The organism is Pimelobacter sp. 30-1 (genome assembly GCF_018831735.1).
Taxonomy (GTDB): Bacteria; Actinomycetota; Actinomycetes; order Propionibacteriales; family Nocardioidaceae; genus Nocardioides.
The window spans coordinates 1-23,751 of sequence record NZ_NHTS01000017.1 but is presented as its reverse complement, the minus strand read 5'-3'; the positions used below and the strand labels follow the sequence as shown (position 1 = coordinate 23,751).

27 protein-coding genes are annotated in these 23,751 nt (G+C 68.5%); 10 read left to right on the top strand and 17 right to left on the bottom strand.

All coding sequences use genetic code 11. The features are described from left to right. Positions 1-430: 430 nt before the first annotated feature. The gene (locus CCO04_RS27565; protein ID WP_215817391.1) at positions 431-880 is read left to right on the top strand and encodes a hypothetical protein; all 450 of its coding nucleotides are present in this window, start codon (positions 431-433) and stop codon (positions 878-880) included. Between the two features lie 415 nt (positions 881-1,295). Here the strand turns inward: CCO04_RS27565 and CCO04_RS27560 are convergent, their stop codons facing one another. Both CCO04_RS27560 and CCO04_RS27555 read right to left on the bottom strand, forming a co-directional pair. Next, the gene (locus tag CCO04_RS27560; RefSeq protein WP_215817390.1) at positions 1,296-2,417 is read right to left on the bottom strand and encodes an aminotransferase class V-fold PLP-dependent enzyme; all 1,122 of its coding nucleotides are present in this window, start codon (positions 2,415-2,417) and stop codon (positions 1,296-1,298) included. 34 nt (positions 2,418-2,451) lie between these two features. After that, positions 2,452-2,913 carry a RidA family protein gene (locus CCO04_RS27555; RefSeq protein ID WP_252374019.1) on the bottom strand — a complete coding sequence of 154 codons (462 nt, stop codon included), beginning with the start codon at positions 2,911-2,913 and terminating at the stop codon, positions 2,452-2,454. A gap of 369 nt (positions 2,914-3,282) precedes the next feature. Here CCO04_RS27555 and CCO04_RS27550 point away from each other — a divergent pair, with 369 nt between their 5' ends. From CCO04_RS27550 to CCO04_RS27520, 7 genes are all read left to right on the top strand, one after another. Then, positions 3,283-4,203, top strand: a complete 921-nt coding sequence (locus tag CCO04_RS27550; protein ID WP_215817389.1) for an ABC transporter substrate-binding protein — start codon at positions 3,283-3,285, stop codon at positions 4,201-4,203. Then, positions 4,200-5,168, top strand: coding sequence for an amino acid ABC transporter permease (locus CCO04_RS27545; RefSeq protein ID WP_308281590.1), 969 nt, complete (start codon positions 4,200-4,202; stop codon positions 5,166-5,168). Before CCO04_RS27550 ends, CCO04_RS27545 begins: the two co-directional genes overlap by 4 nt. Further along, on the top strand, positions 5,161-5,958 hold the full coding sequence (locus CCO04_RS27540; RefSeq protein WP_305799892.1) for an amino acid ABC transporter ATP-binding protein: 798 nt from the start codon (positions 5,161-5,163) through the stop codon (positions 5,956-5,958). The genes CCO04_RS27545 and CCO04_RS27540 overlap by 8 nt, the downstream gene beginning before the upstream one ends. Before the next feature lie 32 nt (positions 5,959-5,990). Continuing rightward, a complete protein-coding gene (locus tag CCO04_RS27535) occupies positions 5,991-6,839 on the top strand; it encodes a transcriptional regulator (protein ID WP_215817388.1) in 849 nt (282 codons plus the stop codon). 481 nt (positions 6,840-7,320) lie between these two features. Further along, entirely contained in the window at positions 7,321-7,713 is a 393-nt protein-coding gene (locus tag CCO04_RS27530; protein ID WP_215817387.1) for a hypothetical protein, read from the top strand. 9 nt (positions 7,714-7,722) lie between these two features. Next, positions 7,723-8,622, top strand: a complete 900-nt coding sequence (locus tag CCO04_RS27525) for a DUF1508 domain-containing protein (RefSeq protein WP_215817386.1) — start codon at positions 7,723-7,725, stop codon at positions 8,620-8,622. A gap of 227 nt (positions 8,623-8,849) precedes the next feature. Further along, positions 8,850-9,305: a polymer-forming cytoskeletal protein gene (locus CCO04_RS27520; protein WP_215817385.1), complete on the top strand. Its 456-nt coding sequence runs from the start codon at positions 8,850-8,852 to the stop codon at positions 9,303-9,305. A gap of 226 nt (positions 9,306-9,531) precedes the next feature. On the opposite strand, the gene CCO04_RS27515 is transcribed toward CCO04_RS27520, so the two are convergent. Genes CCO04_RS27515 through mobC form a run of 4 tightly spaced genes read right to left on the bottom strand, consistent with a single transcriptional unit; the run spans position 9,532 to position 13,122 of the window. After that, on the bottom strand, positions 9,532-10,284 hold the full coding sequence (locus CCO04_RS27515) for a hypothetical protein (protein WP_215817384.1): 753 nt from the start codon (positions 10,282-10,284) through the stop codon (positions 9,532-9,534). Then, the gene (locus tag CCO04_RS27510) at positions 10,274-10,963 is read right to left on the bottom strand and encodes a hypothetical protein (protein ID WP_215817383.1); all 690 of its coding nucleotides are present in this window, start codon (positions 10,961-10,963) and stop codon (positions 10,274-10,276) included. Before CCO04_RS27510 ends, CCO04_RS27515 begins: the two co-directional genes overlap by 11 nt. Further along, positions 10,953-12,668 carry a relaxase/mobilization nuclease domain-containing protein gene (locus CCO04_RS27505; protein ID WP_215817382.1) on the bottom strand — a complete coding sequence of 572 codons (1,716 nt, stop codon included), beginning with the start codon at positions 12,666-12,668 and terminating at the stop codon, positions 10,953-10,955. The genes CCO04_RS27510 and CCO04_RS27505 overlap by 11 nt, the downstream gene beginning before the upstream one ends. A 22-nt stretch (positions 12,669-12,690) precedes the next feature. Next, positions 12,691-13,122 (bottom strand): plasmid mobilization relaxosome protein MobC, encoded by a 432-nt coding sequence (gene mobC, locus CCO04_RS30045; RefSeq protein ID WP_215817381.1) that lies wholly within the window; start codon positions 13,120-13,122, stop codon positions 12,691-12,693. A gap of 214 nt (positions 13,123-13,336) precedes the next feature. Here mobC and CCO04_RS27495 point away from each other — a divergent pair, with 214 nt between their 5' ends. Then, positions 13,337-13,672 (top strand): hypothetical protein, encoded by a 336-nt coding sequence (locus CCO04_RS27495; protein ID WP_215817380.1) that lies wholly within the window; start codon positions 13,337-13,339, stop codon positions 13,670-13,672. Between the two features lie 337 nt (positions 13,673-14,009). After that, positions 14,010-14,411: a single-stranded DNA-binding protein gene (locus tag CCO04_RS27490; protein ID WP_215817379.1), complete on the top strand. Its 402-nt coding sequence runs from the start codon at positions 14,010-14,012 to the stop codon at positions 14,409-14,411. Between the two features lie 44 nt (positions 14,412-14,455). Here the strand turns inward: CCO04_RS27490 and CCO04_RS27485 are convergent, their stop codons facing one another. From CCO04_RS27485 to CCO04_RS27435, 11 genes are all read right to left on the bottom strand, one after another. Next, on the bottom strand, positions 14,456-15,445 hold the full coding sequence (locus CCO04_RS27485; RefSeq protein WP_215817378.1) for a DUF2971 domain-containing protein: 990 nt from the start codon (positions 15,443-15,445) through the stop codon (positions 14,456-14,458). A 95-nt stretch (positions 15,446-15,540) separates the two neighbouring features. Next, complete coding sequence (locus CCO04_RS27480; RefSeq protein WP_215817377.1) at positions 15,541-17,118, bottom strand: hypothetical protein; 1,578 nt, start codon at positions 17,116-17,118, stop codon at positions 15,541-15,543. Between the two features lie 66 nt (positions 17,119-17,184). Beyond that, complete coding sequence (locus CCO04_RS27475) at positions 17,185-17,490, bottom strand: hypothetical protein (protein ID WP_215817376.1); 306 nt, start codon at positions 17,488-17,490, stop codon at positions 17,185-17,187. A 161-nt stretch (positions 17,491-17,651) separates the two neighbouring features. Further along, positions 17,652-18,032, bottom strand: a complete 381-nt coding sequence (locus CCO04_RS27470; protein ID WP_215817375.1) for a hypothetical protein — start codon at positions 18,030-18,032, stop codon at positions 17,652-17,654. Between the two features lie 139 nt (positions 18,033-18,171). Continuing rightward, positions 18,172-18,408, bottom strand: a complete 237-nt coding sequence (locus CCO04_RS27465) for a hypothetical protein (RefSeq protein ID WP_215817374.1) — start codon at positions 18,406-18,408, stop codon at positions 18,172-18,174. 217 nt (positions 18,409-18,625) lie between these two features. Further along, complete coding sequence (locus tag CCO04_RS27460; protein WP_252374017.1) at positions 18,626-19,234, bottom strand: thermonuclease family protein; 609 nt, start codon at positions 19,232-19,234, stop codon at positions 18,626-18,628. A gap of 118 nt (positions 19,235-19,352) precedes the next feature. Next, positions 19,353-20,093: a hypothetical protein gene (locus CCO04_RS27455; protein ID WP_215817373.1), complete on the bottom strand. Its 741-nt coding sequence runs from the start codon at positions 20,091-20,093 to the stop codon at positions 19,353-19,355. Positions 20,094-20,211: 118 nt separating this feature from the next. Beyond that, positions 20,212-20,679, bottom strand: a complete 468-nt coding sequence (locus CCO04_RS27450; protein ID WP_215817372.1) for a single-stranded DNA-binding protein — start codon at positions 20,677-20,679, stop codon at positions 20,212-20,214. 89 nt (positions 20,680-20,768) lie between these two features. Beyond that, positions 20,769-20,999: a hypothetical protein gene (locus CCO04_RS27445; protein WP_215817371.1), complete on the bottom strand. Its 231-nt coding sequence runs from the start codon at positions 20,997-20,999 to the stop codon at positions 20,769-20,771. A gap of 622 nt (positions 21,000-21,621) precedes the next feature. Further along, a complete protein-coding gene (locus CCO04_RS27440; RefSeq protein WP_215817370.1) occupies positions 21,622-22,329 on the bottom strand; it encodes a DNA-processing protein DprA in 708 nt (235 codons plus the stop codon). 404 nt (positions 22,330-22,733) lie between these two features. Beyond that, positions 22,734-23,696, bottom strand: a complete 963-nt coding sequence (locus tag CCO04_RS27435; protein ID WP_215817369.1) for a DUF4192 family protein — start codon at positions 23,694-23,696, stop codon at positions 22,734-22,736. Positions 23,697-23,751: the final 55 nt, after the last annotated feature.

Below are 23,751 nucleotides of genomic sequence, written 5' to 3'. Positions count from 1 at the left end.
ACATCGTCGACGACCCGATCTGCCGCGCGCTCATGGACAAGATGATGAGCGAGCGCCCCGAGCTGTGGGCCGAGGACATCGGGGAAGAAGCATGAGTGCCCCCACCTCGGAGGCCGCCGGCACCGTCGTCACTGGGTGACCGGGAGGTCGATCACACCGTCCGGGCCGACTGTCCAGACGAGCGCGGACCCATGACGGTGGTCCGCTGGCCCTTGTAGCGGCTCTGCGGTCGGCCTCGCCCGGTGCAAGAGGCACACCCGGCGGCAGTCACGCACGGTGACGGAGCCTCCTGCCCGCGTTGCACCGGACGAGCGTCCGGGTTTTCACTGGGTGGCCCCGAGTCCGTAGCGGTGCGCAGCGACCGCGTGGCAGCGTGGCTGGAAAGCCAGGCTCGCCTCTGGGCGCGAGCCACGGAGAACGGGGGGTCGTCATGAAGTACCTGGTCACCGCAGTCCTTGCCGTGGGCGCACTGCTCGCGGCACCCCAGCCGGCACACGCCGCCGGCAGCAGCTACAACAACACGCTTCCGTACGAGACCGGTTGCGGGAGCGGCGCCTACGTCATCACCTCGAAGGCGCTGCCCGGCGGGACGGCGAGCATGGTCTATTCGCCGAGGTGTGGCACCAACTGGATGGAGTGGTACGGCGACGCCAGGTGGACCCACAAGGGCATGGGCTTCTCCCGAACTTCGGGTTGGACGACCAATGAGGCCGACAAGGCCAGCTGGTCCTACTCGCGCCAGATCTACGCTCCGGGATCGACGGTCGCCTGGGGACACATCACCACCGTCGTGAGCCCGTCGTCGCCGGCGAACGCCTATCAGCAGGAGTGGTACGTCAAGTGCGGTGCCACGTGCAGTTGGATTCGCGGGGACCACTGAGCGTCGGCGCGGTCTTCGAGGGCCGCGCCGGGACCCAGCCGAAGCGCCGGACAATGCCGAGGCGGTCGTTCTTCAAAGAAGATCGGCCGCATCGGGACGGCACTGCCCTGGTCGCCTTTGGTCGACTCCAGGAAAGTCGCATGTACTCCAAGACCCGTTGCTCTCGATGACGTTTCGGCTGGCGCATAACTTCCACCTTCGCCCTCGCGAGCCATCGACCGGATCCCTGCCCGCCGGGCAACGGGACCGGGGGCCTGGTCAGCGGATCTGAACAGACCCCCGGTCAGTACCTCCTCCGGCGACCGGGCCAAGGCCGCCGAGCAGGCCCCGGCAATGGGAGGACGGACTTCGTCGGAAGCCTGCAGCGAGGAGGGGCTTAGGTGGTGGCAGTGCGCTGAGCCGGCGCTTTGTCTGGCTAGGTGAGCACCGACAGCACGGCCTCGAGGTCGGCGGATCCGGTGTAGTAGTGGGGCGAGAACCGGATGCCGCCGCCGCGAAGCGAGCAGCGAACGCCCGCCTCAACGAGGCGGTTGTGGACGTCTTGGGTGTCCTCGTTGTTGGTGGCGATGAGGATTCCAGACCAGCGCCGGCGGTCTGCGCTGCGTAGCGATCGCCACCCACGGGCGACGAGGGAGGCCTCGAGTTCCTCGGTGCAATCGAGGATGTGCTGCTCGACGACATCGGGCGTCAGCTCGAGGACCTGGGTCGCTGCTTGCCTCAGCCCTGCGATGCCGGCGATGTTCGCTGTTCCCGACTCGAAGCGCCTGCCGTCGTTGGCCAGCTGAGGCTCATGTGTGAAGGCGAACGGTTCCTCGACACTCATCCAGCCGACCGTGGAGGGGCGAAGGAGGTGCATGGCGCGCGACGACATGGCCGTGAAGCCGATGCCGAGTGGCCCGAGCATCCACTTGTGAGCGCTCACAGCGAGCACGTCGATCCCTAGTGCGTCACAGTCCAACCTCATCGCACCGACTGCCTGGGTGCCGTCGACGACGACGAGCGCGCCGTGCGGAGCCGCGGCCTGGCTGACCCCTGCGAGGTCGTTGCGGTGCCCGGACGAGTACTGCACGGCGCTCAGCGCAACCACGCGGGTACGCGGGTCGGTGGCTCGAGCGATCGCATCGATGGGAGCGTGGCCTTCGACCATCGCCACCTCACGGAGCTCGACACCTCGGCTCCGAAGCTGGGTCCATGGGTAGAAGTTCGAGGGAAACTCACCCGCGGGCACAACGATGTTGTCGCCCTCGACCCAGTCGATGCCGTTGACCACGAGCGCGAGCCCGGTCGAGGTGTTCTGGGTAAACGAGATGCGGTCCGGGCTACTTCCTACTAGCGCAGCTACCGCCTGACGAGCTGCGAGCATCTCGACCTCACGACTGCGGTCGTCGGCGATCCCACGCAGGAGGTGGCCCTGTGCAAACCGACTGACTGCTTCTGCGACGCGGGCTGAGATGAGACCTACCGCCGCGACATCCAAGTAGACGGCATCGTCTGCGCCTGGATACAGGTCGCGGTACAAGCCGGTGAACTTGTTCATAGTGATTCCGTTCGGTCCGAGGAGTGGCGGTCAGTCAGCCGACTTCGACGAGGAGCTCTACCTCGACCGGGGCTCCGAGCGGCAGGCTTGAAGCCCCCGTAGCGGCCCGAGCGTGGCGGCCTGCGTCGCCGAAGGCGGCGATCATGACGTCGCTGGCGCCGTTTGCGACGATCGCGTGCTGATCGAAGCCGGGCCGAGACGAGACGAAGACACCAACGCGGACGACGCGGACGACTGACGAGAGCTCAGCGACCGTGCCCACGGCGGCGAGGGCGTTCAGAGCACACAGCTCGGCGCATCGAACAGCGTCCGCAACCGACACCTCCGCGCCGACGGCCCCCAGGGACAGCAACTCGCCGTCACGCATCGGGAGCTGACCCGACACCCACACGTGCGTGCCCGATCGAACAGCGCTGACGTAGTTGGCGACGGCCGCAGCGGGAGAGGGCAGGGTCAGGCCCTTCTCGGCGAGACGAGTTGTGATGACCTGGGACAAGGTGAAACCTCCGTTGAGCGGCGGGCGGGCGGACGTGAACCGGGACGCGCCGTCGGTTCCGACGGCGATCTAGCACCACTCCGCAAGTTGGCAATCTGTTGCTAAAAGTGGTTCTGCTTCAACACTTCTGGCATTGACTGATGCAGGAGTAGAGGTCTACGGCGGTTGAGGCACCGATGTCGCTGGCAACAGTCCCCAACAAGACGGTTCACGAGTTGGCACAATGTTGGATTCGAGTCCACCACTGCCGCGGCTTAGTGTCACGGACCACAACATTTTGTGGCCCGATCACTCGGCATGTTGACCCTCTCGGCCTTGGTCTCGCTCGAGGTGTTGATCGGCCAAAGACCAACACAGAGGACAACACCCATGTTCTTCACCACCACAGCCTCGCGCCGGCGCGCTCTTGCCACCGTCGCGTCAATCACGGCGCTCCTGACGATCTCGGCCTGCTCGAACTCCGACGCCGACGCCGGCAAGTCCAAGTCCGGGGTCGACACCTCCGACATCAAGGTCGACACCAACGCGCAAGGCCTGCTCCCCGCCGACATCAAGGGTGCGGGGAAGCTGACCGTCGCCGCGGCGCTGGACTACCCGCCGTTCGACTACGTCGAGGACGGCAAGAACAAGGGCTTCGACATCGACCTAATCAACACCCTCGCCGCCACACTCGGACTGAAGGTCGACCTCATCCGAGTGCCGTTCGACGGCCAGATCGCGGGCCTCACTGCCAATCGGTTCGACGTCGCGATGGCGACGTTCACCGTGACGCCGGAGCGCGAGAAGGAGGTCGACTTCGTAAAGTTTCTCACCACCGGATCGGTGATCTCGGTCCTGGGCGGCACCGACCTCGAGAAGTCCATCTCGACCACCGAAGACCTGTGTGGTCACAGCGTCGCCGTGATCGCCGGAAGCTCGTCGCAGGCGCTCATTCCCGGCCTTCAGAAGGCGTGCGAGACGGCCGGCAAGCCCGAGATCGACGAGCAGGCTTTCCAGAACCAGTCGTCGACCGTGATGGCCGTGATCAACGGCCGCGTCGACGCCAAGATCGATGATGCCACCACCTCGTCGTACGTCTCGGAGCAGGCGGGCGGCAAAGTGGTCGACGTGGGCGAGGTCTTCGCGCCCGCGCCGGCCGGCCTCGCGGTCGGCAAGGACGATCCCGAGCTCAAGGTGGCGCTCGAAGCGGCGCTCCAGACCCTTCGCGACAACGGTACCTACGCCGAGCTGCTTGACAAGTGGGGCCAGTCGAAGAACGCCTACAACCCCGAAGGTGCCCCGGCATCGTGAACCAGAACACGCAAGACACTGACCTTTCTGCTGGCGGCGGACTCACGCCGTCCGCGTCGGTGGCCGCCAGCCCCGAGAAGCTCCGCACCAAACCCGTTCGACGCCCCGGACGCTGGATCGGTTCGGTCGTGATCGCCTATCTGGTCTTCCTCCTGGCCAAGTTCCTGATCACCAGCGACGGCATGCGCTGGAATGTGGTCGGCGACTACCTTTTCGACACTCGGATCATTCAGGGCGCCTGGACCACGGTGTACCTGAGCATCTTGACGATGGCGATTGCCTGCGTCCTTGGTATCGCCCTCGCTGTGGCACGGATGTCGGAGAGCCCGCTCCTGAGATACCCCAGCCAGGCCTACATCTGGTTCTTCCGGGGTACACCGGTTCTCGTCCAGCTGATCTTCTGGTTCAACCTCGCGTCCTTGACGCCTGTGATCTCGATCGAACTTCCATTTCTGCCGTCGCTCTACGAGGGCAGCACGAACGAGCTGATCACACCCCTCGTGGCGGCCCTGCTCGGCCTCGGCCTCAACGAGGGCGCCTACATGGCCGAGATCGTGCGCGCCGGACTTCTCTCGGTGGACAACGGGCAGACCGAGGCCGCGTCCTCGCTAGGAATGCGGCGCGGTCACATCCTCCGAAGGATCGTCCTTCCGCAGGCCATGCGAGTGATCATCCCGCCCAGCGGCAACGAGTTCATCAACCTGGTCAAGACAACCTCCCTGGTCAGCGTCATCACGCTCTCCGAGCTGGTCTACAGCGCCCAATCGATCTACACCCAGAACTTCCAGGTCATCCCGCTGCTCATCGTCGCGAGCCTGTGGTACCTGGCCATGGTGACGGTGATGTCCTTCCTGCAGCGTCTCCTTGAAAACCGCTACAGCCGCGGCGCGGGCCGCTCAGCCACGAAGCGACGTCGAACGTTCACCCGCCTCAACGCGCGGCAGGGAGGAAGCACGCATGCCTGACACCACGCCCTCACGGGCTACCGAGACGGAGCCAATGGTGAAGATCGAAGGGATCACCAAGAGCTTCGGCGCCAACCAAGTTCTCAAAGGAGTCGACCTCACCGTCGCCCGAGGCGAGGTCGTGTGCCTCATCGGGCCGTCGGGGTCCGGCAAGTCGACAGTCTTGCGGTGCATCAATCACCTGGAGAAGATCGACGCCGGTCTCCTCACGGTCGACGGCGAGATCATTGGCTACCGCCGCGAAGGTAAGCACCTTCGTGAGCTACATGACAAGGACGTCAGCCGCCAGCGCTCCCAGATGGGCATGGTCTTCCAGCAGTTCAACCTCTTCCCCCACCTAACGGTGATGGAGAACATCCTTGAAGCGCCCGTCCGCGTCCGTGGCGAGAAGCGCGGCGTTGTACGAAAGCGCGCCGGCGAGCTCCTGGAAAGGGTCGGCCTCAGCGACAAGGCCGACGCCCACCCCCGCCAGCTGTCGGGTGGTCAGCAGCAACGCGTCGCAATCGCCCGCGCCCTGGCAATGCAGCCGAAACTGATGCTCCTCGACGAACCCACCTCTGCCCTCGACCCGGAACTCGTCGGGGACGTCCTCGACGTCATCCGGGGGCTGGCCAACGACGGTATGACTATGGTCGTCGTCACGCACGAGATGGGGTTCGCGCGTGAGGTCGCCAACCGCGTAGCGTTCTTCCACAGCGGCATCATTGCCGAGGTCGGCACGCCGGCCGAGGTCTTGGGTAACCCGAAATCCGACCGCACCAGGGAGTTCCTCTCCAAGGTGCTCGCATGACAGACCACCGCCCGGCGCCGAGGAGGCAATCTGTGGGGCTTGAGTCGCTCGCAGGTCCAACGACGCAATCACTCGGTGACCTGGCGAGCCTCGTCGAGAGGCTCGGCGCCGCACTGCCTCCCACCACTGAGATCATCCTTCATGACTTCTCCAACATGAGTGCGACCGTCGTCGCGGTCAGCGGTTCCGTGACCGGACGACGTGTGGGTGACCCACCCACAGACCTGCTTCTCAGCCACGTGGCCAACGGCGCTGAGCGGGACCTGTACTACTACCGGACGGTCCTGCCTGACGGTCGGGAACTGAGCAGTTCCACAATCGTCGTACGCTCGGTCGACGGCGAGCCGATCGGCGCGATCTGCGTCAACAACGACTTGTCGCCCTGGCGTTCGGTGGCCGAGCTGGCTGCCATGGCCACCCAGCGTGAACAGCGGGCCGTCTTCGCTAGCGCAGGGCCCGACGAACCCGACGTGGCACCGGCTGCTATTCGCCAGACCCCGCCAGACCCCGGAGGACCCCGGCCGGCCGTCGGCGCTCCTCAAGCGCCTGCAACTCCCCACAGTGAGATTCGTGAGTCATTCCCCCGCAGTATCGGCGAGCTTGCAAACACGATGGTCGCCCGCAGCATCGAGTCGGTCGGCCTCCCCGTTTCCGTGATGCGCAAGAAGCACAAGATGGCGATCGTGGCCGACCTTCGCGCGCGCGGCATCTTCCAGCTTCGCGAGTCCGTCGACGAGATCGCGGCCGCACTCCAAGTCAGCCGCTTCACGATCTACAAGTACCTCAACGAGCTCGAAGACCACGTGGCGCCTGAGGGAGGGAACGACGGAGCGAGTGAAGGCGACGCATCCTCGGGACCCGCAACCCTAGGCGTCGGCTGATCCCGGTGGGAGAACGGCTGCCTGCACTCCGTCATTGACGAGCGGGGCAGCCAGCCGGACTGTCTTTCAACAGTCGGTCGAACGGCCCATGAGCACGCATAGGCACATAACTAGTGCCCCCACAGTCGCCTGGCCGGACGGGTCTACGTGTCCACGATCCCGTCCGGCCAGGCCCCTTCCCGAGCTCGTCTGCGGTACGCAGCCTGGCACTGCCGGGCCACGGCGGTCGTGTTGGCTCGGTTCTACACCGGAGTTGTTACGTGAGGCGCGGCCGAGTGCCCTCTTGTGTTGCGTTGCGCGTCGCGAGCTCGCTCACGGGGCAACCGTCGCACACCGTCCGTCCGCTCCGGATTCGTTCAGATATGTGACGTAGTTCCGGCCGACCGAGTGACATGGGGCCTGCTACTGGCAGTGTGATTCTGAGTGGGACTTTGCAGTGATTTGGATTGTGTTAGAGGCGTCGCCGTGCCATCATCGAAGCATGATCACCAGCCTGGAGTCGCGCGCAGCGCAGGCGCACAGCGCCTCCGTTCGTCTTGAGGTCCCCGCGCTCGTCGCAGGGCTCAGGGAACTGCTGGGGGTTCGGCTCGTCGCCTACATCGGCGGCGTCCAAGAGGCCCGTGCAGTTCGGCAGTGGGCCGACCCGGACGACGGCCGGACCCCGCCGGCGGCGGTCGTGCAGCGACTGCGCACCGCGTACCAGGTGGCCTCCATCATCGGCGAGCGCGATACCGCCGCTGTCGTCCAGGCCTGGTTCCAGGGGATGAACCCCGCGCTTTCCGACCTGGCGCCGGCGCGCCTGCTCCGTGACGGCGACCCCGACGCCGCAGCCCGTGTCCTCGCGGCCGCACGGGCCTTCGCAGCCGCGGGCTGAGCCGCGGCCGTGGCTGGAAAGTTCGAGGTCTACCAAGACCGTTCCGGCAGGTGGCGCTGGCGCTTGAAGGCCGCCAACGGTCAGGTTGTCGCCATCGGCGAGGACTATGAATCGAGACCGGCCGCGATGAGAGCCATCGAAGCGACTCGCCGAGCAGCCGGCGTCGACGAGACGCGGGTGGAGCCGGCAGCACGAGTCGAGCCCGTCGATCTGACGGCCGGCATCCAAGTAGACCAAGTCGCCGAGCGGGTGTGGCGGGTCGGATACGCGCCGGAGCCCTGGGCGTGGCCTCCGCACGAGTTCGCTGGCCGAGAGCGCTGGGACGACCCCACGGTCCAGTTCCGCACGATGTACGCCGGCGCCAACATCCTCGCCTGCTTCCTTGAGGTTCTCGCACAGTTCCGGGCGGACCCTGTTCTCGCCGACGAGCTGGACCAGATCGTCCTGGACATCGACGATCTCGAGGAGGTCGAGCGATCCCCTCGGCCGGGTCAGGTGCCCCACTCGTGGCTCGCGCCCCGCCGCATCGCGAGTGCGCAGCTCAAGGGTACCTACTGCGCCGTCAGCACCACGGCGTCGATCGTGGCACTGCGGCCCCTTTTCCGCGAGCAGGCGCGGTCGCTCGGATCGCACGACTTCGATGCCGCGGCACTCAAGGACGCCGGTCGCCGCGAGCTCACGCAGGCCGTCGCTACCCATCTGCACGCCACCCGTCCAGACCTAGCCGGTATCGCCTTCCGCTCGCGCCACGGCGACGAGCACCCACTCTGGGCCGTCTTCGAGCGGCCCGACGACCCAGAGATCAGCCCCCACCTGACCCAGCTCACGTCCATGCCGATCGCGCCGACGCACCCCGCCCTTGTCGAGACATTCGAGCTCTTCGGCCTCACGTGGGCCCGGGGCATCTAGTTGCAGGGGGTGCTGGCCGGATCGCCTTACTGGCGACGGCTGGGCAGCCGTGGTCCCGCCGCCCGACCACTCCCTCCAGCGTCGACCAACCGAGCGCAACGACTCCCGGCACGACGCGCACACCTGTTCCGATCAAATCCGGACGCCCGTACGCGCCGCCTCGCGCAGCGGCACCTAGGAGGAGAGATTCCGGCCACGCCGCTGCTGAGTTGTGGGAGTGTCCCCGCATGAGCGCGAAACAGGGCGAGTTCGTCGGCCCGTACGAGGTCAGCGGCGACGAAACGATCCAGGGCCGCATCAGCGGGCCCGTAACCGTACGGACCGGCGCGCACCTTGTCGTGCAAGGGATGATCGACGGTCCGGTAGAGGTCGAGAGCGATGCGGCGCTCACCGTCCAGGGACTATTTTCTGCTCAGGTTGTCGCAAACGACGGCCTGATCCTGATCGCCGGGATGACCACGACGAAGCCGTGGCGCGATGCGCCTGGCGGCAGATATGCGCTCGCACGGGGGACTCTCATCCAGTCCGGCAGAAGCAATCTGATGCTTCGCCACGACGGCCTCCTGGAAGAGCTGACTGCTGGCCCGGCCGGGGAGGTCGACATCGACCAGCGAGCCGCTAGCGTGTCGGACTACCTCTATTTCGACGCCGCCGAGGACCGGTTCGTTCGGCTCGATGAGTAGGGCCGAGAGGGCGCTGTGCGGCCGGCGCTTTGGGGGCATCGAGCTGAACGGGTGCTCGTTGTGCGCGGCGGCTACGGTCAAGGCCGGGACGGACTGGATCGTCGACGTCACCGGCAACCGGGTGAACCTGCGTGGGTTCGTGCGTTGACGAGGAGCTTCTAAGAGGACGGTGGTCGGAGGGCACCCGAGGGAACGACCCGGGCCCCCGACTAGGGCATCGTGCGGCTCAGCGGCCGCGCTGCTGCCCCTGCTGGCGCGTGCCGCGCTGAGCGGCCTTCTTGGGGGTTCGCGCCTTGGTGCTCGCCGCCGCCGCGGCGGTGCCGCGCGGGCTCTTCGCGTTGAGCTTGTCGGCGGTGGCGTGAGCCTTCACGGCATCAGGACCGACGTCGCTCTTGACCAGGTCCTGCTCCCTCGCGGCCCGGCTCTCAGGAGCGTCGTAAGGCGCGTAGGTGGCCGTGACGGTGGGCTCGTCGACGACCTTGATCGGTCCGGGCTGCGCCGGCGGATCCCACGGCGGCGGGTCGACCTCGTTGATCGCCTCGCTGCGCTCCGCGTCGTGGAGGTTCACGCGGGCGTACTCGGCCAGCGCTTGGGCGTTCTGGTTCTCCTGGAAGGCCTCGCGGAGGTCGACGCCGAACGCGGCCTGGAACTGCTCACGCATGCGCTCGGCCTGCGGGCCGAACTTCCCGGGGTCGACCTCGGCCCACGCGTGCACCCCGTGCACGGCTGCAATGACGTCGTCCTTGGACGCGTTCGTCAGCCACGCCTGCTCGCTGGCATCGGCGTAGAAGGCCTGCGCGATCTCCGAGCGCGCGGCCAGCTGCGCGTTGAGCTCCTCGGCGTTGCGGTTCGCGAGCTGAGCGGCGCGCAGTTTCGCCTCCTGGGCCTTGCGCAACAGGATCTCCGCGATCCGGCTTCCTGAGGCGGCCGCGGTCATAGCGACCGAGATGCCGCCCTCGATCGGGTCGTCAGCGTCCATGTCCGTACTCCTTGCCAGATGCGAGGTGCTGTACCGCCGGCGCCGCACGGGTCGCAGAGGCGGGGCCGGGTTCACCAGTGGTCACGCCGGCGCCGAAGGCTCCCGCGACCGCCTGTGCACGGGCGGCCGGGCTGAGGCCCGTCGCTGGGGCGACAGCTCGGAAGTTGTCTGCGACGTCGACGCCGTTGCCGGCGCCGGCACGTGCGGAGTAGGCGCCGGCACGCTGGACGTGCTGGCGCACCGCGGTCGTCTCGGACTCCGTCCACGGACCGTCGGTGAGACCCGTGGTAGCGCGACCGGCAGCGTCGAGCTCAGCGAGGCCCGCCAGCTGCGGGTCGCTCATCATCGTGTCCTCGACCGGCAAGCCCACAACTGCCTCGAGGTAGGTCCGTGCGGCGGCGTACTGCTGCAGGTCCTCCGTGGACAGGTTGGGCACCCGGTGCGCGCCGTCGCTCACCAGGTTGACCGCCGCACGACGCGAGTCGGCGTGCTCACGCAGAACCTGCTCGAGGCCGTCGCCGTGCTGCGCTCCGGTCGCCTCCCCCAGAAGCAGGTCCCAGCCGTGCTCAGCTCCGTCCACCCAGGCCTGCTGTCGTTCGGTGAGAGGCGGACGCTCGCCTCGCCGATCGCCGGCCTGGTCGACGGCGTGGCCGCCGACGTCGTCTTCGCTAACGCTCATGGTCTCCTCCTTGTGGATCCCGTGTAGGTGCAATCGGCTCGTTCGGAGCCAGCCCGCCGCGGCGCGGCGGGCTCAGCGGACGAGGTAGAACCTCGCCCGGCTGCTGGGGTGCCCGGGTGCGCTCCTCGGGCGTGCGAGACGGGGCCTCGCGACCACTGGCCTGGTGCGGATCGGCGACCTTGCCGACGTCACGTGCGGTCTGCGCCGCGGCGCTCGGCGATGCTCCCGCGTGCGCGTAGCCAGCGAGCTGTACCCGCTCCAGGCGAGCGACAACGTCGCGCTCAAGAGCCTGGGCGTGACGAAGGTCGCCGAGGGCGCGGTGGTGTGCGGCGAGGGCCTTCGCGGTCGTCATCAGCTGGCGCAGCAACAGCGCGCCGGCGATCTTGCCCTGGTCCTCCGGCTTGGCAGCCAAGAACAGGAACGCGGTGCCCATCGGGGACTCCTTGACCCGTCGACCTGGCGGCATCGCCTTGCGCTCGTACTGCGCCGACCGAGCCAGCGTCGACGACGCGGCCCGCAGGTCCGCGGCGTTCTTCTTGTCGTAGCGCGCCCACGCCGACAGCGCACCCGACACGTCCCGAGCTGCGTCGGCCCAGGCCGCGCGATCGGTGTACGGGACGACGACCAGGCGCTCGTTGAACGCCTCAAAGTTGCGAGCCGCGACATCGCCGGCCTTCGCCGAGACGCGCCGGCTCTCGACGCCGGATCCGACCGGCGGCCGCCCGCGGAAGGCCGCCTGCCACTCCCCCGCGGCCTCACTCGCCTGGTCGACCGTGGCCGCCGGCCAGTTCTCCCGCAGCCGCGGCAAAGTGAGGTCGCGACCGAGAGTGCCGCCGCCGTAGAAGGCGAGCTTCTCCCCGTACTCCCCCGGCTTCAACGCGGCCCGGTACCCCGAGACGACGTCGGTACTTCCCTTGGCGAAGAAGGGCTTCACGACGACGCCATCCGCCCGCACGCGGCGGATCCACTCCGCCTCCGATGACGACGCCACGGCGGCCGCACGGATGCGGTGCCCGAGCTCCTTCGGCGCGGTCGTAGGGAGCCCAACCCGGTCGGCCTGGCCACGCTCGGCAGCCTTCTCCCCGCGCTCGTGCAGCTCCAGACCTTCGGCGCCGACAGTCCGCAGACTGTGGGTCCGTTCGATCTCCCGGCAGGCGTCCTGCGCGGATTGGAAGTCGCGGTAGCGCCCCTCCCAGCGGGTGCCGTCCTCACGCACCATCGAGGCCGCGATGTGGATGTGGTCGTTGCCGTTCTCGGACTTGCCGTGGTGGATGGCCACCCACCGCGACGGCGCCTTCCCCGACGCCTCGGTGAAGCCCATCCGGTCCATGAAGTCGCCGGCGATCTTCTGCCACTGCTCGTTGCTCAGCGGTCCGTCCTCGGCCGCGAGACTCAGCGAGCAGTGCCACACGTGCGCGTCGCGGTAACCGGTGACGCGCTTCTCACCGGTCTCCGGATCCTGCTCGGTGACCTGCGCCTGGACCTTCGTACCGAAGTGCAGCCGGGGCGCCTCGAGGTAGTCGGTGATCTCCTTGACCGACGCCGCCCCGAGCGTCTCCGTGCCGTACCACGCGGTGAGGAAGTCGTCGCCGGCGACGACGTGCGGGTTCTCGTGCTCGTTGACCTTGCCCGGACCCTGCAGGTACCGGATCAGCCCGTACATGTTGCCGCCCTTGACGACGTTCGGGATCACCTCGACCACCACCCGGCACGCCGGCCTGCAGCCCTCACAGACGACCGCCGACGTCGTCGAGCAGCGCCTCGATACGGTCGCACACCCGCTGGACAGCCTGCATCGCCGCGACCGTCTCAGGCTGGGTCTCCAAGGTCGCATTGGTGGCCTTGGCGATCTGGTTGATGTTGACCCCGACCTTGCCCAAGAAACGCATCATCTGGAACAAGTCGCCCGCGAGCTCAGCCTTGCTCTTGGCGGCCTCGTGCCCACCCGCGAGGGCCGACTCAAGCAACAGGCGCGCCACGGTGATGTTGCCGCGCTCAGCCGCACGCAGCACCAGGCGCCGCTCGTCCTCCTCGTGAACCTTCACGACATGACGGATCACCCGCGGTCGACCGGGCACACGGTCCTGCCGCGACCCGCGCATCCGCTTGGGCAGCCGCGAACCGGCACCCAGCCCAGAGGCCTCCCGAGACTCCGTCACGACCGCTCTCCTCTCTTCGAGCACCGCTCGGCCCAGCGCAGCGACCCGCCCCGCGGGACTCACCGACACTCCGGACCTGCAAGGAGTGTCGCACGGCGCCGAAGGCGACGCCAGCACAAGGGCACCTTGTGTACTAGCTTGCTCACGGGCCGAGAGCGCCGAGGTACGCTGAGGTCGCCGGCATCAGCACCGAACTCACACATCGGGAGAACACATGGCCAAGAGCGACATCGACCGCCGCGTAGACAGCGCCCTGCGAGCACTGGTCGCGCCACGAGAGAACTCGATCCGCCACCTGGCGACGGTCCTCGACGACATCAGCAACACCGACGCCAAGATCGACGCGCTCCTCGCCGAGCGCGACAAGCAGGTCAAGGCCGCGAACGCCAGCGTCAACGCCGCGAAGGCGGCGGGCTGGAAGGCCAAGGAACTCACCGACGCCGGCCTGGTCGTACCCCGCGCCTACGCCCCACCCACCGCGAGCAAGTCCAAGGACTCCGGCTCCGCCGGCACCACCTCGAGCGCGAACGGCAACGCGTCGGGCTCGTAGCTCCCAGCCCACAAGACTGCGGGCCGACGGCCCGCACAAGAAGACCCCTCCGCGAAGAACCACGGAGGGGTCTCGGCATTTCTAGACCCGCCGGTGGCGGGTAGGGCCCAGCTCCCGATGCCGCCAATGGTTACACATCGAGGTCCGCCGTCAAGGGCTTCGCAAGTCTCCTTCGTCGACCCTTGACGGCGGACCTCGATGCATGGGCGGCACTTGTTCGGGAGCCGGGGTCCGAGTGGCCAGGGCACCAAGGCGGTGCCCACTCCAGCTCTCCGGGCCGCTCCAGCACCTGCGCCCGCAGGGACACGGAGCGAACCCACCCACAGGAGGACCAGCCATGCCGATCATCATCTGCTTCGAGGGCAGCCTCGCCGCCGACCCCATCGCCCGCACCACCACCGACGGCACCACCGTCACCGAAGCCGTCGTGCTCGTGAACCCGACCACCAAGACCGGCAGCCGACGCCCCGGCGCCTCCCCCACCCGCTACATCATCAAGGCCTGGCGCGACCGCGGCCGAGCACTCGCCACCCTCACCACCGGCGCCGGCGTCGTCATCATCGGCCACGTCGAAACCGAGACCTGGATCCCCGACACCAGCAACCCGAACGATCCGGTCGACCTGGTCGACCAGCCCGCACCGTCATCGCCGGCTCCCAAGCGCCGCTACCGCGACACCGTCGTCGTCGACTCCATCGGAACCCCGCTCACTGCGCCCCGACGCGTGGACACGAACTAGGTCACGCAGCCGCCCGCGGAGACTGACCCGGTGGCGCCGCCGAGTCAGCGCAGCGGAACCCCAGAGAAGTCCACGTCCACGCCTTCCGCCTGCCCAAACTTGCGCAGCATCGCGACCAGGGTGCGGTCATGCTCGGGCGCCAGGAGAGGGCCGATCCTTACCGACTTGATCGGCAAGGGTGCGAGCTCCTCACCATCGCCGATGTACGAGTTATCCCCGTGCGGGGATGACGCCAGCTCGGCGTAGCCGACGACCCCGTAGGTACCGGCGCGGTACTTCAGGTGGTCCTCCGAGCGGTCAAACGTCGTCACGATCCTGACCTCGTTCTCACCCTCGAAGCCGGGTTCCTTGATCAGGTTCGCGAGCAGAGCAACGTCCTCGAACGAGCTCCTATAGGAGAAGGCAGCGTGGTCCTGCACCTCCTGCTCGTCGACGCGCTGCGCCCGCATGTCATCGAAACGTGCGCCGTCGGCGTCGAGCTTCCTGGCCAGGAGCTGGAGCGCGGTGTTGATCTCCTCCTCGGTGTACAGCACGTGCAGCCACGGCGTGACACGTGCGAACAGCAGGCCGGGATCGAAGAAGGTCTCGAGGTCGAGCTCCTCGACTGCTGCGGCGTCAGCCGGCTCACGGTGGGTCAGCGATGCTCGCGCGTCGGAGACGACGGCGAGCGGCACCGACACGTCGAGCTCGACGGCGTACCCCCGACCGCCGTCGGCGTAGAGCCGCCACTGGTTTGCGTCGTCAGGTCGCGTCGACGCACTCAGCACGAAGATTTCGTGCGGCTGCAGCTCGGGGCTCCTCGCGTGGGTCCTGATGACTTCGATCGCGGGTGAGTCCGGCTGCTTCTCGGCCCAGTCCAGGATCTTCGCCCAGCCCTGCCGCACCTCGGCGCGATCGTTCATCCCCGCGGCCTCCGACGCCCACAACTTGCGGTCCCGGATCATGCCGAGCAGCGCGACGGCGCCGGTGTAGTGGTACACCCGCTCTTGGGCGATCCGGACACCCGCAGGCAGGTACTCAGCAGCGCTGCTCATGGCGTGACCCTAAGGCGCGCTAGCTGTCCACGGACGGGCGATCTCACCGCTCGCCGTCCCGGGGCCCAGGCGGACCGGGCCGAGCTGACTGACGCTCACCGCTCCAACCCGTCCGGGGCGGTGTCGCGGAGGTGGGGGAAGCGGCCGGCGGCGACCTCGGTCTCACCGATCGTGTAGTACCGGTCGACCGCGCCGGGGTAGTCGACGGGCGCGACGTCGACGCCGGGGAGCGGAGTGTTGAGCACCGCGTCGAGGAGCACGGCCGCCTCGAGCGACTCCTCGGCGGCGTAGTCGTCCAAGATCGCGCTGGCGTAGCTCTCGGCGCTGCCGGGGTCATCCGGGGACGCGGTGTCGACGATGACGACCTCGACGCCGGGGTAGCGCCGCTGAGCCTCGGCCCTGACGGCTGCACTCAGCGTGCGGCGGTACTCGGCCACGTCGGCAGCCCGGAGCTCGCGGAGGCGCTCCAAGAGGGCGTCGTGCGGCGCCTCGGCGGCAGCGTGCGCGGCCTCGAGGCGCCGGACCTCCGCGGGGTCGACGCCGGACTTGATGATCCATGCTCCGGTCATGGAGTAGCCGCGCTCGGCCTCGAGCGCGACCTGCTCCTGGATCCGGGCTAGGAGCCGTTCGGCCTCCGCGGGGGCCTGCCCGCCGGCGACCGCGCTGTCGTACCAGGCGTCGTAGGAGAACGGCGGAGCGTCGGCGCCCTCGGGATCTTCGGGCACGAAGTTGCCGGCGCCGTCATGCCGGTAGCACCAGTGCAGGGCTCTGGTGTCGTACGGCGCGGTGGCACGGTCCATGTCCTGACCGATCGCCTCGGCGGCGGCGTCGTAGAGCTCGTCCCAGCCGAAGTAGTCCAGCAGCTGCGTGGCGTCGACGACGATCCGCAACGGCTCAGTGCGGTACTGCATGAGGTTGCTGTCCTCGTCGCCGATCTGCGACGCGAGCAGGTCACGGACCCGCGAGGCCTCCCACGACCCGGGCCGGCCCGCGAGAGCGGCCTCGATGCCGCCGGTGTTCGCGGCGGCCGATGCCAGGGCCAGGCACACGAACTCGGCCCAGTCGTTGGGCTCGGTGCGGTCGGGGTCGAGCTCCCATCGGCCTCCTGCCGGTCCGCTAGGGCTCGGGTCGACAGGGCGCAGAACGTGGCGGCGCATCCGCGCGGCTTCGCTCATCACCGCAATCGCCTCGTTCAGCACCGTCTCGTAGGGACGCGGCGGCCCCCAGATCGACGGGGCCGGCACCACGGTGGCCAAGACGCCGTAGGCGATGGGCTGGGGGGAGGCGTTCGGGATCGGGTCGGGCAGCCCGACCAGCGGGTGCCCGGGCAGCGGCCGGCCATCGATCGCGACACGCCCGTCGAGGAAGGTGACGCCCTCGACGGTGGCCACCTGGACCACCCGGCCGTCGTGGACGACGACCGCGAGCTGCGCGTCAGCGAGGGTGGCCAGCTTCGCCTTCCATACCCCGCGCGACCGTGTCCACAGCTCGTCCGAGCTGAGGTCGTCGGCATAGCCCAGGAGCCGGCGGTCCAGGGGGTCGGAAGCGGGCGCCGGACGCACGCCGGGAATCCGGATCCGCACCACCGACACGTCCGAGAACGGCGCCCACGGTGTGCGTAGGTTCGGCGCGCTCGACGGCACCTCGCCAGAAGTCAGGCTGTCATCGGTCATGGACCGAAAGTACGCCGGCCACCATCATTCGTCAACTAGTTAACGAATAGGAACGACTCGTCTTTGTCAGGCCGGCGGCTCGTAGTCGGCCGGGAGCGGCCGGACGTCGGTTTCGACTTGCGCGATCCGCGGCGCGTGAGCGGCCAGGGCTTCCTGGAGTGCCAGGGTGATCAGCCCGTTCAGCGCCATCTGGTCGTCCTGAGCGCTGTAGTCCGCTGCCTGGTCGATGTTGTCGATGAACCCGTTCGGCTGGGCCCCGCCTTGCTTGATGAGGATCTCCTTGTAGAACTCGCGCACTCGAGGGCGAGCATCGTCGAGGGCGTCGTCGGGGATGTCCAGAAGCAGGTCGATTTGTCTCCACACCTTGGCCACGGGTGCGACAGTACCCGCCGCTCAGCCCGGGGACCGCTGATTCAACCGATGCTCTCGGCACCAGGCTCCGGGCGAGGTCATAGGTCCGCCGGGGCCCCGGTGGGTCGCCCCGCGGACGCCAAAGTCGAGCTCTGTACGTCCGCGGGCGACCTTGCGTGGGACTAGCCAGCCTGAGTTTCGTTGCGCAGGCTCCGAACCTGGTCCTGCTCGCTCGGCGAGATGCTGGCCCAGGCGCGCCGCGCGCGGCCCTGCCGGCGGAGCTCGGCGCCCGCCGCCAGGCCGGCGGCGAGTACGACGAGGTACGCCAGGAGAGCGAATCCGGGGTACAGCGCCCAGTTGATGACCTTGGCCTGCTCGCCGAAGAACCCGTCGGTCGACGGGGCGAGTCCGAGGTCAGGCAGCCAGCTGGCCGACGCCAGCAGAGCGGCGACCGGCGCGAGAAGAACAAGCGGCAAGTACCACGGGGCGGCCGCGCCGTCCTCGAGCTCGCTCCCGAGGATGAGCAGACGGTCGTTCGAGGTGGTGGGGTTGATGGTGTTCATGCGGGTGTTCCTTCCGAGATTCCGTGTTGAGGTCTCGGTCGCGGGGGGTCGACCAGTAGGGCGACAGTTTGATTCTGCCTTGTCGCACGCGCGGGTGCACGTGCGAACGATCGGGGATCTGCGCTCGTCTCAGGGAGACTCAGGTGTCCGGGTGGGCGTCCGCGCGGTAGTCGGCAAGCACCGCGATGCCGCCGCCGGCGAAGGCGATGAGGACCCCGGCGATGATGCCGGGCCAGAAGATCGTGACGTCGTCGTCGACGGCGTGCCAGACGAGCGGAACGACGACGCTGGCGATGACGGCCAGGGCGCCGGCGACTGACAGCTTGATCCCGCCGCGCCGCGGCGACCTGGGCTGCTTGGTGGGTCCGGTCGTCATCGTTGCTCTCCTTCGGGGCGCCCCGGGTGAGCGGCGCGTGCCGTGGTCGACCAGTAAGGGGACGGGTTCGATTCTGCTCTACTGCACGCGCAGCCACAGGTGCGCTCGATCATGGGCTTGTGCCGGTTCTCGCAGCTCGCCGGGTCGTGGTCGTCGGCGGCGCAGGGGATGCATCGGGTCACGAGTTCGTTCCCTCCGAGCTGGGGTCAGGGATGGGTTAGGAGCAGGCGGCCCAGAGGCCGCGGTCGTCCGCTTGCGCTGTGTCCTCGAGGTCGGCGTACCGCTCGGCGCGCTGGACGGGCGGGTGGTCCTCACGGGCCCGGGCGGCCCCGCGCCGGATGAGAGTGGCTCCGACGTCACGGCCGCCGACCTCGACGTAGCGCAGCAGCCGGCCATAGACGTCCTTGTTGTCTTGGGTCGGGTCACCGATCAGCTCGACGCGGCCGCGGTCGGGCGCCTGGTCGAGAAGGTCCTGGAGGACCTTGGTGGCCTGGGCGGCGTAGCACTCCCCCGGCTTGCCGTTGCGCGCGAGCTCAGGGGTGTTGATCCCCAAGATCCTGACGCTCTTCTCGCGCCCCTTGGCGGTTCGGATCCGGATGGTGTCGCCGTCGACGACCCGCTCGACGCGCGCCTGCGTGCGAGGAGCGTCCTTGGCCGTGGTGCCGCCGGTCGTGAAGTAGCCCTGCTGCAGCGCGATCGCGCCGAGACCGACCAGGACCAGGGCCCCGACGAGCGTGGGGATGACCGGTGCGCACTCGCGCCCGCGACCCGAGCCGTAGTAGTGCCGGGCACCGCAACGCCAGCACTGGTACATCTGAGCGCTCATGACCAACCTCCTGTGCCTGTTGTACGCGAGGGGTCCGACGCAATGACCATCTCGCCGGCCTCGTCGCCGACCTCGTCGCTGATCACATCGCTCCCGGCTCCACCCGGCGCCGCGTTGGTCATCGACGGTCCTGGCCGCTCAGCTCACGGGCGGCCGCCCGAAGGCGCCGCGCAGGCTCTCGCCACCGGCTCCCCGGCTGGGCGTCGCGCTCGTCGACCAGGAGCTGATCGGCATGCTGATCGGTGATGGGTCGGCCGTCCTCACTGCTACGACCGCCAGGCACGTACACCTGCCACCCCTCAGGGTCGATCGCCGGCTCACTGGACGCCTCGACGCTCTGCTCCGCCGGCGCTGCCTGGGCAGGGGCAGGGCGTACGTCGACGGCGGCCGGCGCCGAGGTTGCACTGCGGTCAGTGCGCCCGATGACGAGGGTGAAGAGGCTGCCGGATCGGCCGCGGGATCTGACCGGACGTGGCGGCGCGATCGGGGTAGCCCGCACCATCACGCCGCCTCGAGCGGGCAGCAGGTGCAGGCTGTACCCGCGCTGCGCGATCGCGGCCGTGGTGCCGGCCGCCTTCAGATCTGCCGCCAGCAGTTGCGGAGCGTTGCCGCGCCTGAGATGCATGACCATCTCACCACCACCTGCGTCGACCAGGCGGTGGATGGCAGAGGAGTAGCAGGCCAGCTCGCGCCGGTAGAGCTCCATGGCCTTCTTGTCCGCGCCGCGGCGAGTGAATGCGCCCGTCATGCCGTGGCGGAAGCACAACAGGCCCGCGAACATGAGGGCGGCTAGGAGTGCCCCCGCCAGGGCGAAGCCCCCAAGCTGCTCAAGCTGGGCCAGCGGATTGTCGTTGTTCATCCCTGCCTCATTTCCCAGTTCGATAAGGGTTGTTCGATAAGGGTTGGACGTCAGTTGGCGAAAGGGGCGCGACGCTGATGCGCCGGCCCCCTCCCCCACGCAGACCTGTCGATCCGCTTCAGCTCGGGTTGGGTACGGCCCAGGGGTCCTCGGCCGGCTCCTGCGCCGGTCCACCCGCGGTGCCAGCGTCCTGACCGCTGCCCTGCGGCTCCCGGTTGGTCTTGTTGGCCCGGCTCACCTTCGCGGTGGCGTAGCGCAGCGCGGGGCCGACCTCGTCGACGTCGATCTCCATGGCGGTGCGCTTCTCGCCCTCGCGGGTCTCGTACTGCCGGGACTTGAGGGCACCGGTCACGATCACCCGCTGACCCTTCTGCAGGGACTCGGCGACGTTCTCGGCGTACTGCCGCCAGACCGCGCAGGAGAGGAACAGCGCGTCGCCGTCCTTCCACTCGTTGGTCTGCCGGTCGAAGGTGCGCGGCGTCGACGCGATCCGGAAGTTCGCCACGGCCGCACCCGACGGGGTGAAGCGCAGCTCCGGGTCGTCGACGAGGTTCCCGACGACGGTGACGATGGTCTCTCCAGCCATGATGATCTTCTCCTTGATGTTGGTCCGGGCGATCTGCCCGAGGGGTTGTATCGAGTGGTGGGTGTCTTGCTGGGTGGTGCTGGTCTTGGTCAGTCCTGGTCAGTGGGCGGCACTGCCCCGTAGACGTTCAGGACGATCTCCTCGACGGTCGTGACGGAGTCGTAGACGAAGGCCTTGGCCCGCGCGTTGTAGGCGTTGTTCAGCTGCCCCCGCGCGTGACCGAGCTGCTCGACCGTGGTGCTGGGGTGGTTCGCGAGGTGCTGAAGCGCCTTCTCTGCCCGCTTGATCGCGTCCCCCCGCTCCTGGATGGTCAGCTCCATGGCCCTAGCCCCTTCCTATTGTCGGCTTTAAGCCGAGATAAGAGTATGCCGAACGACGCCGTATTGGCCTGCTCGCCTCACCGACCGTTTTTCGGACCCTCCTGCCGAGATGAGAAAAGGCCGCATAAGCCGGTTCGCAGGCCACCCCCGGGACCGGGCGAGAAGGAAAGTCCGGTGAGGAAATCAGCGAACGAAGTGAGCGCCGAATCGGAGTTTCTGCACGAGTCCGGCACCCCGCGGTCTATCGGGGTGCGGGGGTTGCCGAGGGCCGGCGCGGCCATCATCGATAAGGCAGGAGGGGAAGAAGACCCCGGCTCTTCCAGCAAGGAGGAGCCACGACCGGCAGGTCGTGGTCCTTGGCCGGCCCCTCCGTGGGCCGGCCCGATCGCCCCGGATGGGGCGGTCCGTCGTGCGCTGGGGTGGCGCCGGTAGGCGCTGGCGCAGCCTGGCCCGTCTCGGCCGGAGCGCCGTGAGCTCGAGCAGTTGCTCAAGGGCGCGGGGTTTGTTCGTGGTCTGGCCGCTTGTGGCCAGACCGCCCGGGCCCGGTGGGGAGGGCCGGGGCCCTCCCCACCGGGCCGGCTCCCTCGCGGGAGCGGCCCGGGCCCCAGCGGGCTGGCTGGGGCTAGCCGAGGTGCTCCTTGCCCTGCTCGGCGGCCGCCGCGCGGTCGCGGGCAGCCTCGGAGGCCCACCGGCCGAAGTCCGTTGCGCTGGCCTGGTCGTAAACCAGGTGCGCGGCCGCGTGACGGATGAGGTGGTGGGTGCCCTCGCTCCAGGCGCTGGTGATCGGACCGGGCACCGCGGCCAGGTGGCGCTCGGCCGCCTCGGCGGCGGCCGCCGTCTCGAGGCAGGCACCGCGGGCGGCCGCCTCCACGATGATGGTCCCCGCGGTGGCCGCACCGAGCCAGGCGTTGCGCTGCTGGAACTTCTGGCGTGTCGTGGCGTGCCCGAGCTCGGTGATGCTGACCAGCAGCCCGCCTCGGCTGGCAACGGCACTCAGCATCTCGCGGTGCTGCGGGTTGAGGACCTCAAGGCTGCGGGTCAGCACCACAACGAGCCTTCCGGGCAGTCCCGCCGCCCTCGTGGCGAGGAAGCGGCCGAACACCGCTTCCTCGATGCCAAACCCAGCCCCGGTCACGACGGTGTAGCCGCCTTCCAGGAGCCAGCCGGTCACGTCGCCCGCGACCACGGTCCCGTAGTTCGACGCCGAGCGTGAGCCGGTGACGGTGATCCCATGCTGGATCTCGTCCAGCAGCAGGCTGTCGCCCGCGTGCCAGACCGGAGCCGTGGGCGCGTGGGCCGCTGCGGTGGTGATGCTGTTCGTGATGGTCATGACAACCTCGTTTCTGCCCGGAGACCGTGGGTGGTGGGCTCTGCGTGCCCGACCGTCTTTCGCCCGTCCCGGGCAAGGGTTCGATCAGGCCCGCAATGGGACGCCGGAGGGCAACCCCGGCACCGGGTGCGAGTTGGGAGGAAGTCAGCGAGCTTGCGAGCGCCGACCGGGTCGTAGCCGGCGCGGAGCGCGGGGTTGCGTGGAGGTGGCTGCGGGCCAGACTCGAACGCCCGGGAAGGAGAAAGGAATCAAGCTTCGGTCGACGCCGGTAGGCGTCGTCCTTGCCACGGCCCTCCGTGGCCGTGGCCGGCGATTCCGGATGGAATCGCCTCGGGTGGGGTGTGGGGAGGGCCTGGCCCTCCCCACCGGGCCCGGGAACTCGTCCCGGACCCGGTCGCCGTGTCTCAGGCGTCGGGGCTGAACCACTCGGCCATCTGACGGGCCTTCTCGGTCTTGGCCCACTCCCCCGGCCGGATGGCCTCGGTGAGGACCATCCGGATCAGGGACTGGAACTGCCAGATCGTCCAGCCCGTCACGCGGTCGTAGGCCATCCACGCCGCCGCGCCGTCGCCGGCCATCCAGTACGCGAACGCGAGCACCAGCGCGGGCTGACCGCGGTGCTCGGCGGGACACCGGCTGAAGAGGTCGTTCCACAGGGCGGCGTGGCTGTTCGCGTTGTCCTGGTCGATCTGAGCGATGACCGCCTGCAGGAGCGTGTCGTTGCGTACCGCGATGACCAGCCGGGCGGCGTCAGCGTCGTCCGGCTTGAGTCCGGTGACGGCGTGGGTCCTGACCGTCTCGATCACCCAGGCGACCTCGTCGGAGTGGCGGTTGATGAACGTCTCCTGCGCGTCGGGCCCGACGAGACCCTCGAAGTGGTGCGCGGGCACCTCCTCGCGCTCGGGGAACAGGTCTGCCTCCAGCGCCTCACGGCTTCCGGTGGGAGTCCGACGCCCGGCCAGCACCGCGGCGGATCGGTACTTGGTCCGCAGGTCGGGGGTAATCTGGTCGATGAGATCACCGGTGACGGCGTCGTAGACGTTGTCACCGTCGATGCGCAGGGCGTGACGGACCTCGCAGATCCCGTCCATGATCGCGGTGGTCGCGGTGACCATGTCGAGCGCGTGGTCCGGGTTGTCCGTGACGGCGATGAACATGACGTCGCCGGGGTAGCGGCGGAAGTTGGCGCCGAGCGAGGCGACCGAGCCGACCAGGGCGGCGTTGTCGTGCGGGTGGTCGATCCGGGCGTGCGGACCTCCCGGCGTCAGGCTGAGGATGATGAAGTCGTCATCGGGCGCGAACCCGAGCAGCGTCTCGATGACGCCCCAGAGTTCGGCGGGCCGGGTTGCACGGAGGTTGATGGTCACGGGGACCTCTTTCTGCCCAGGGGATCGGGGGACCGGCCTCTGCGTTGGCCAACCC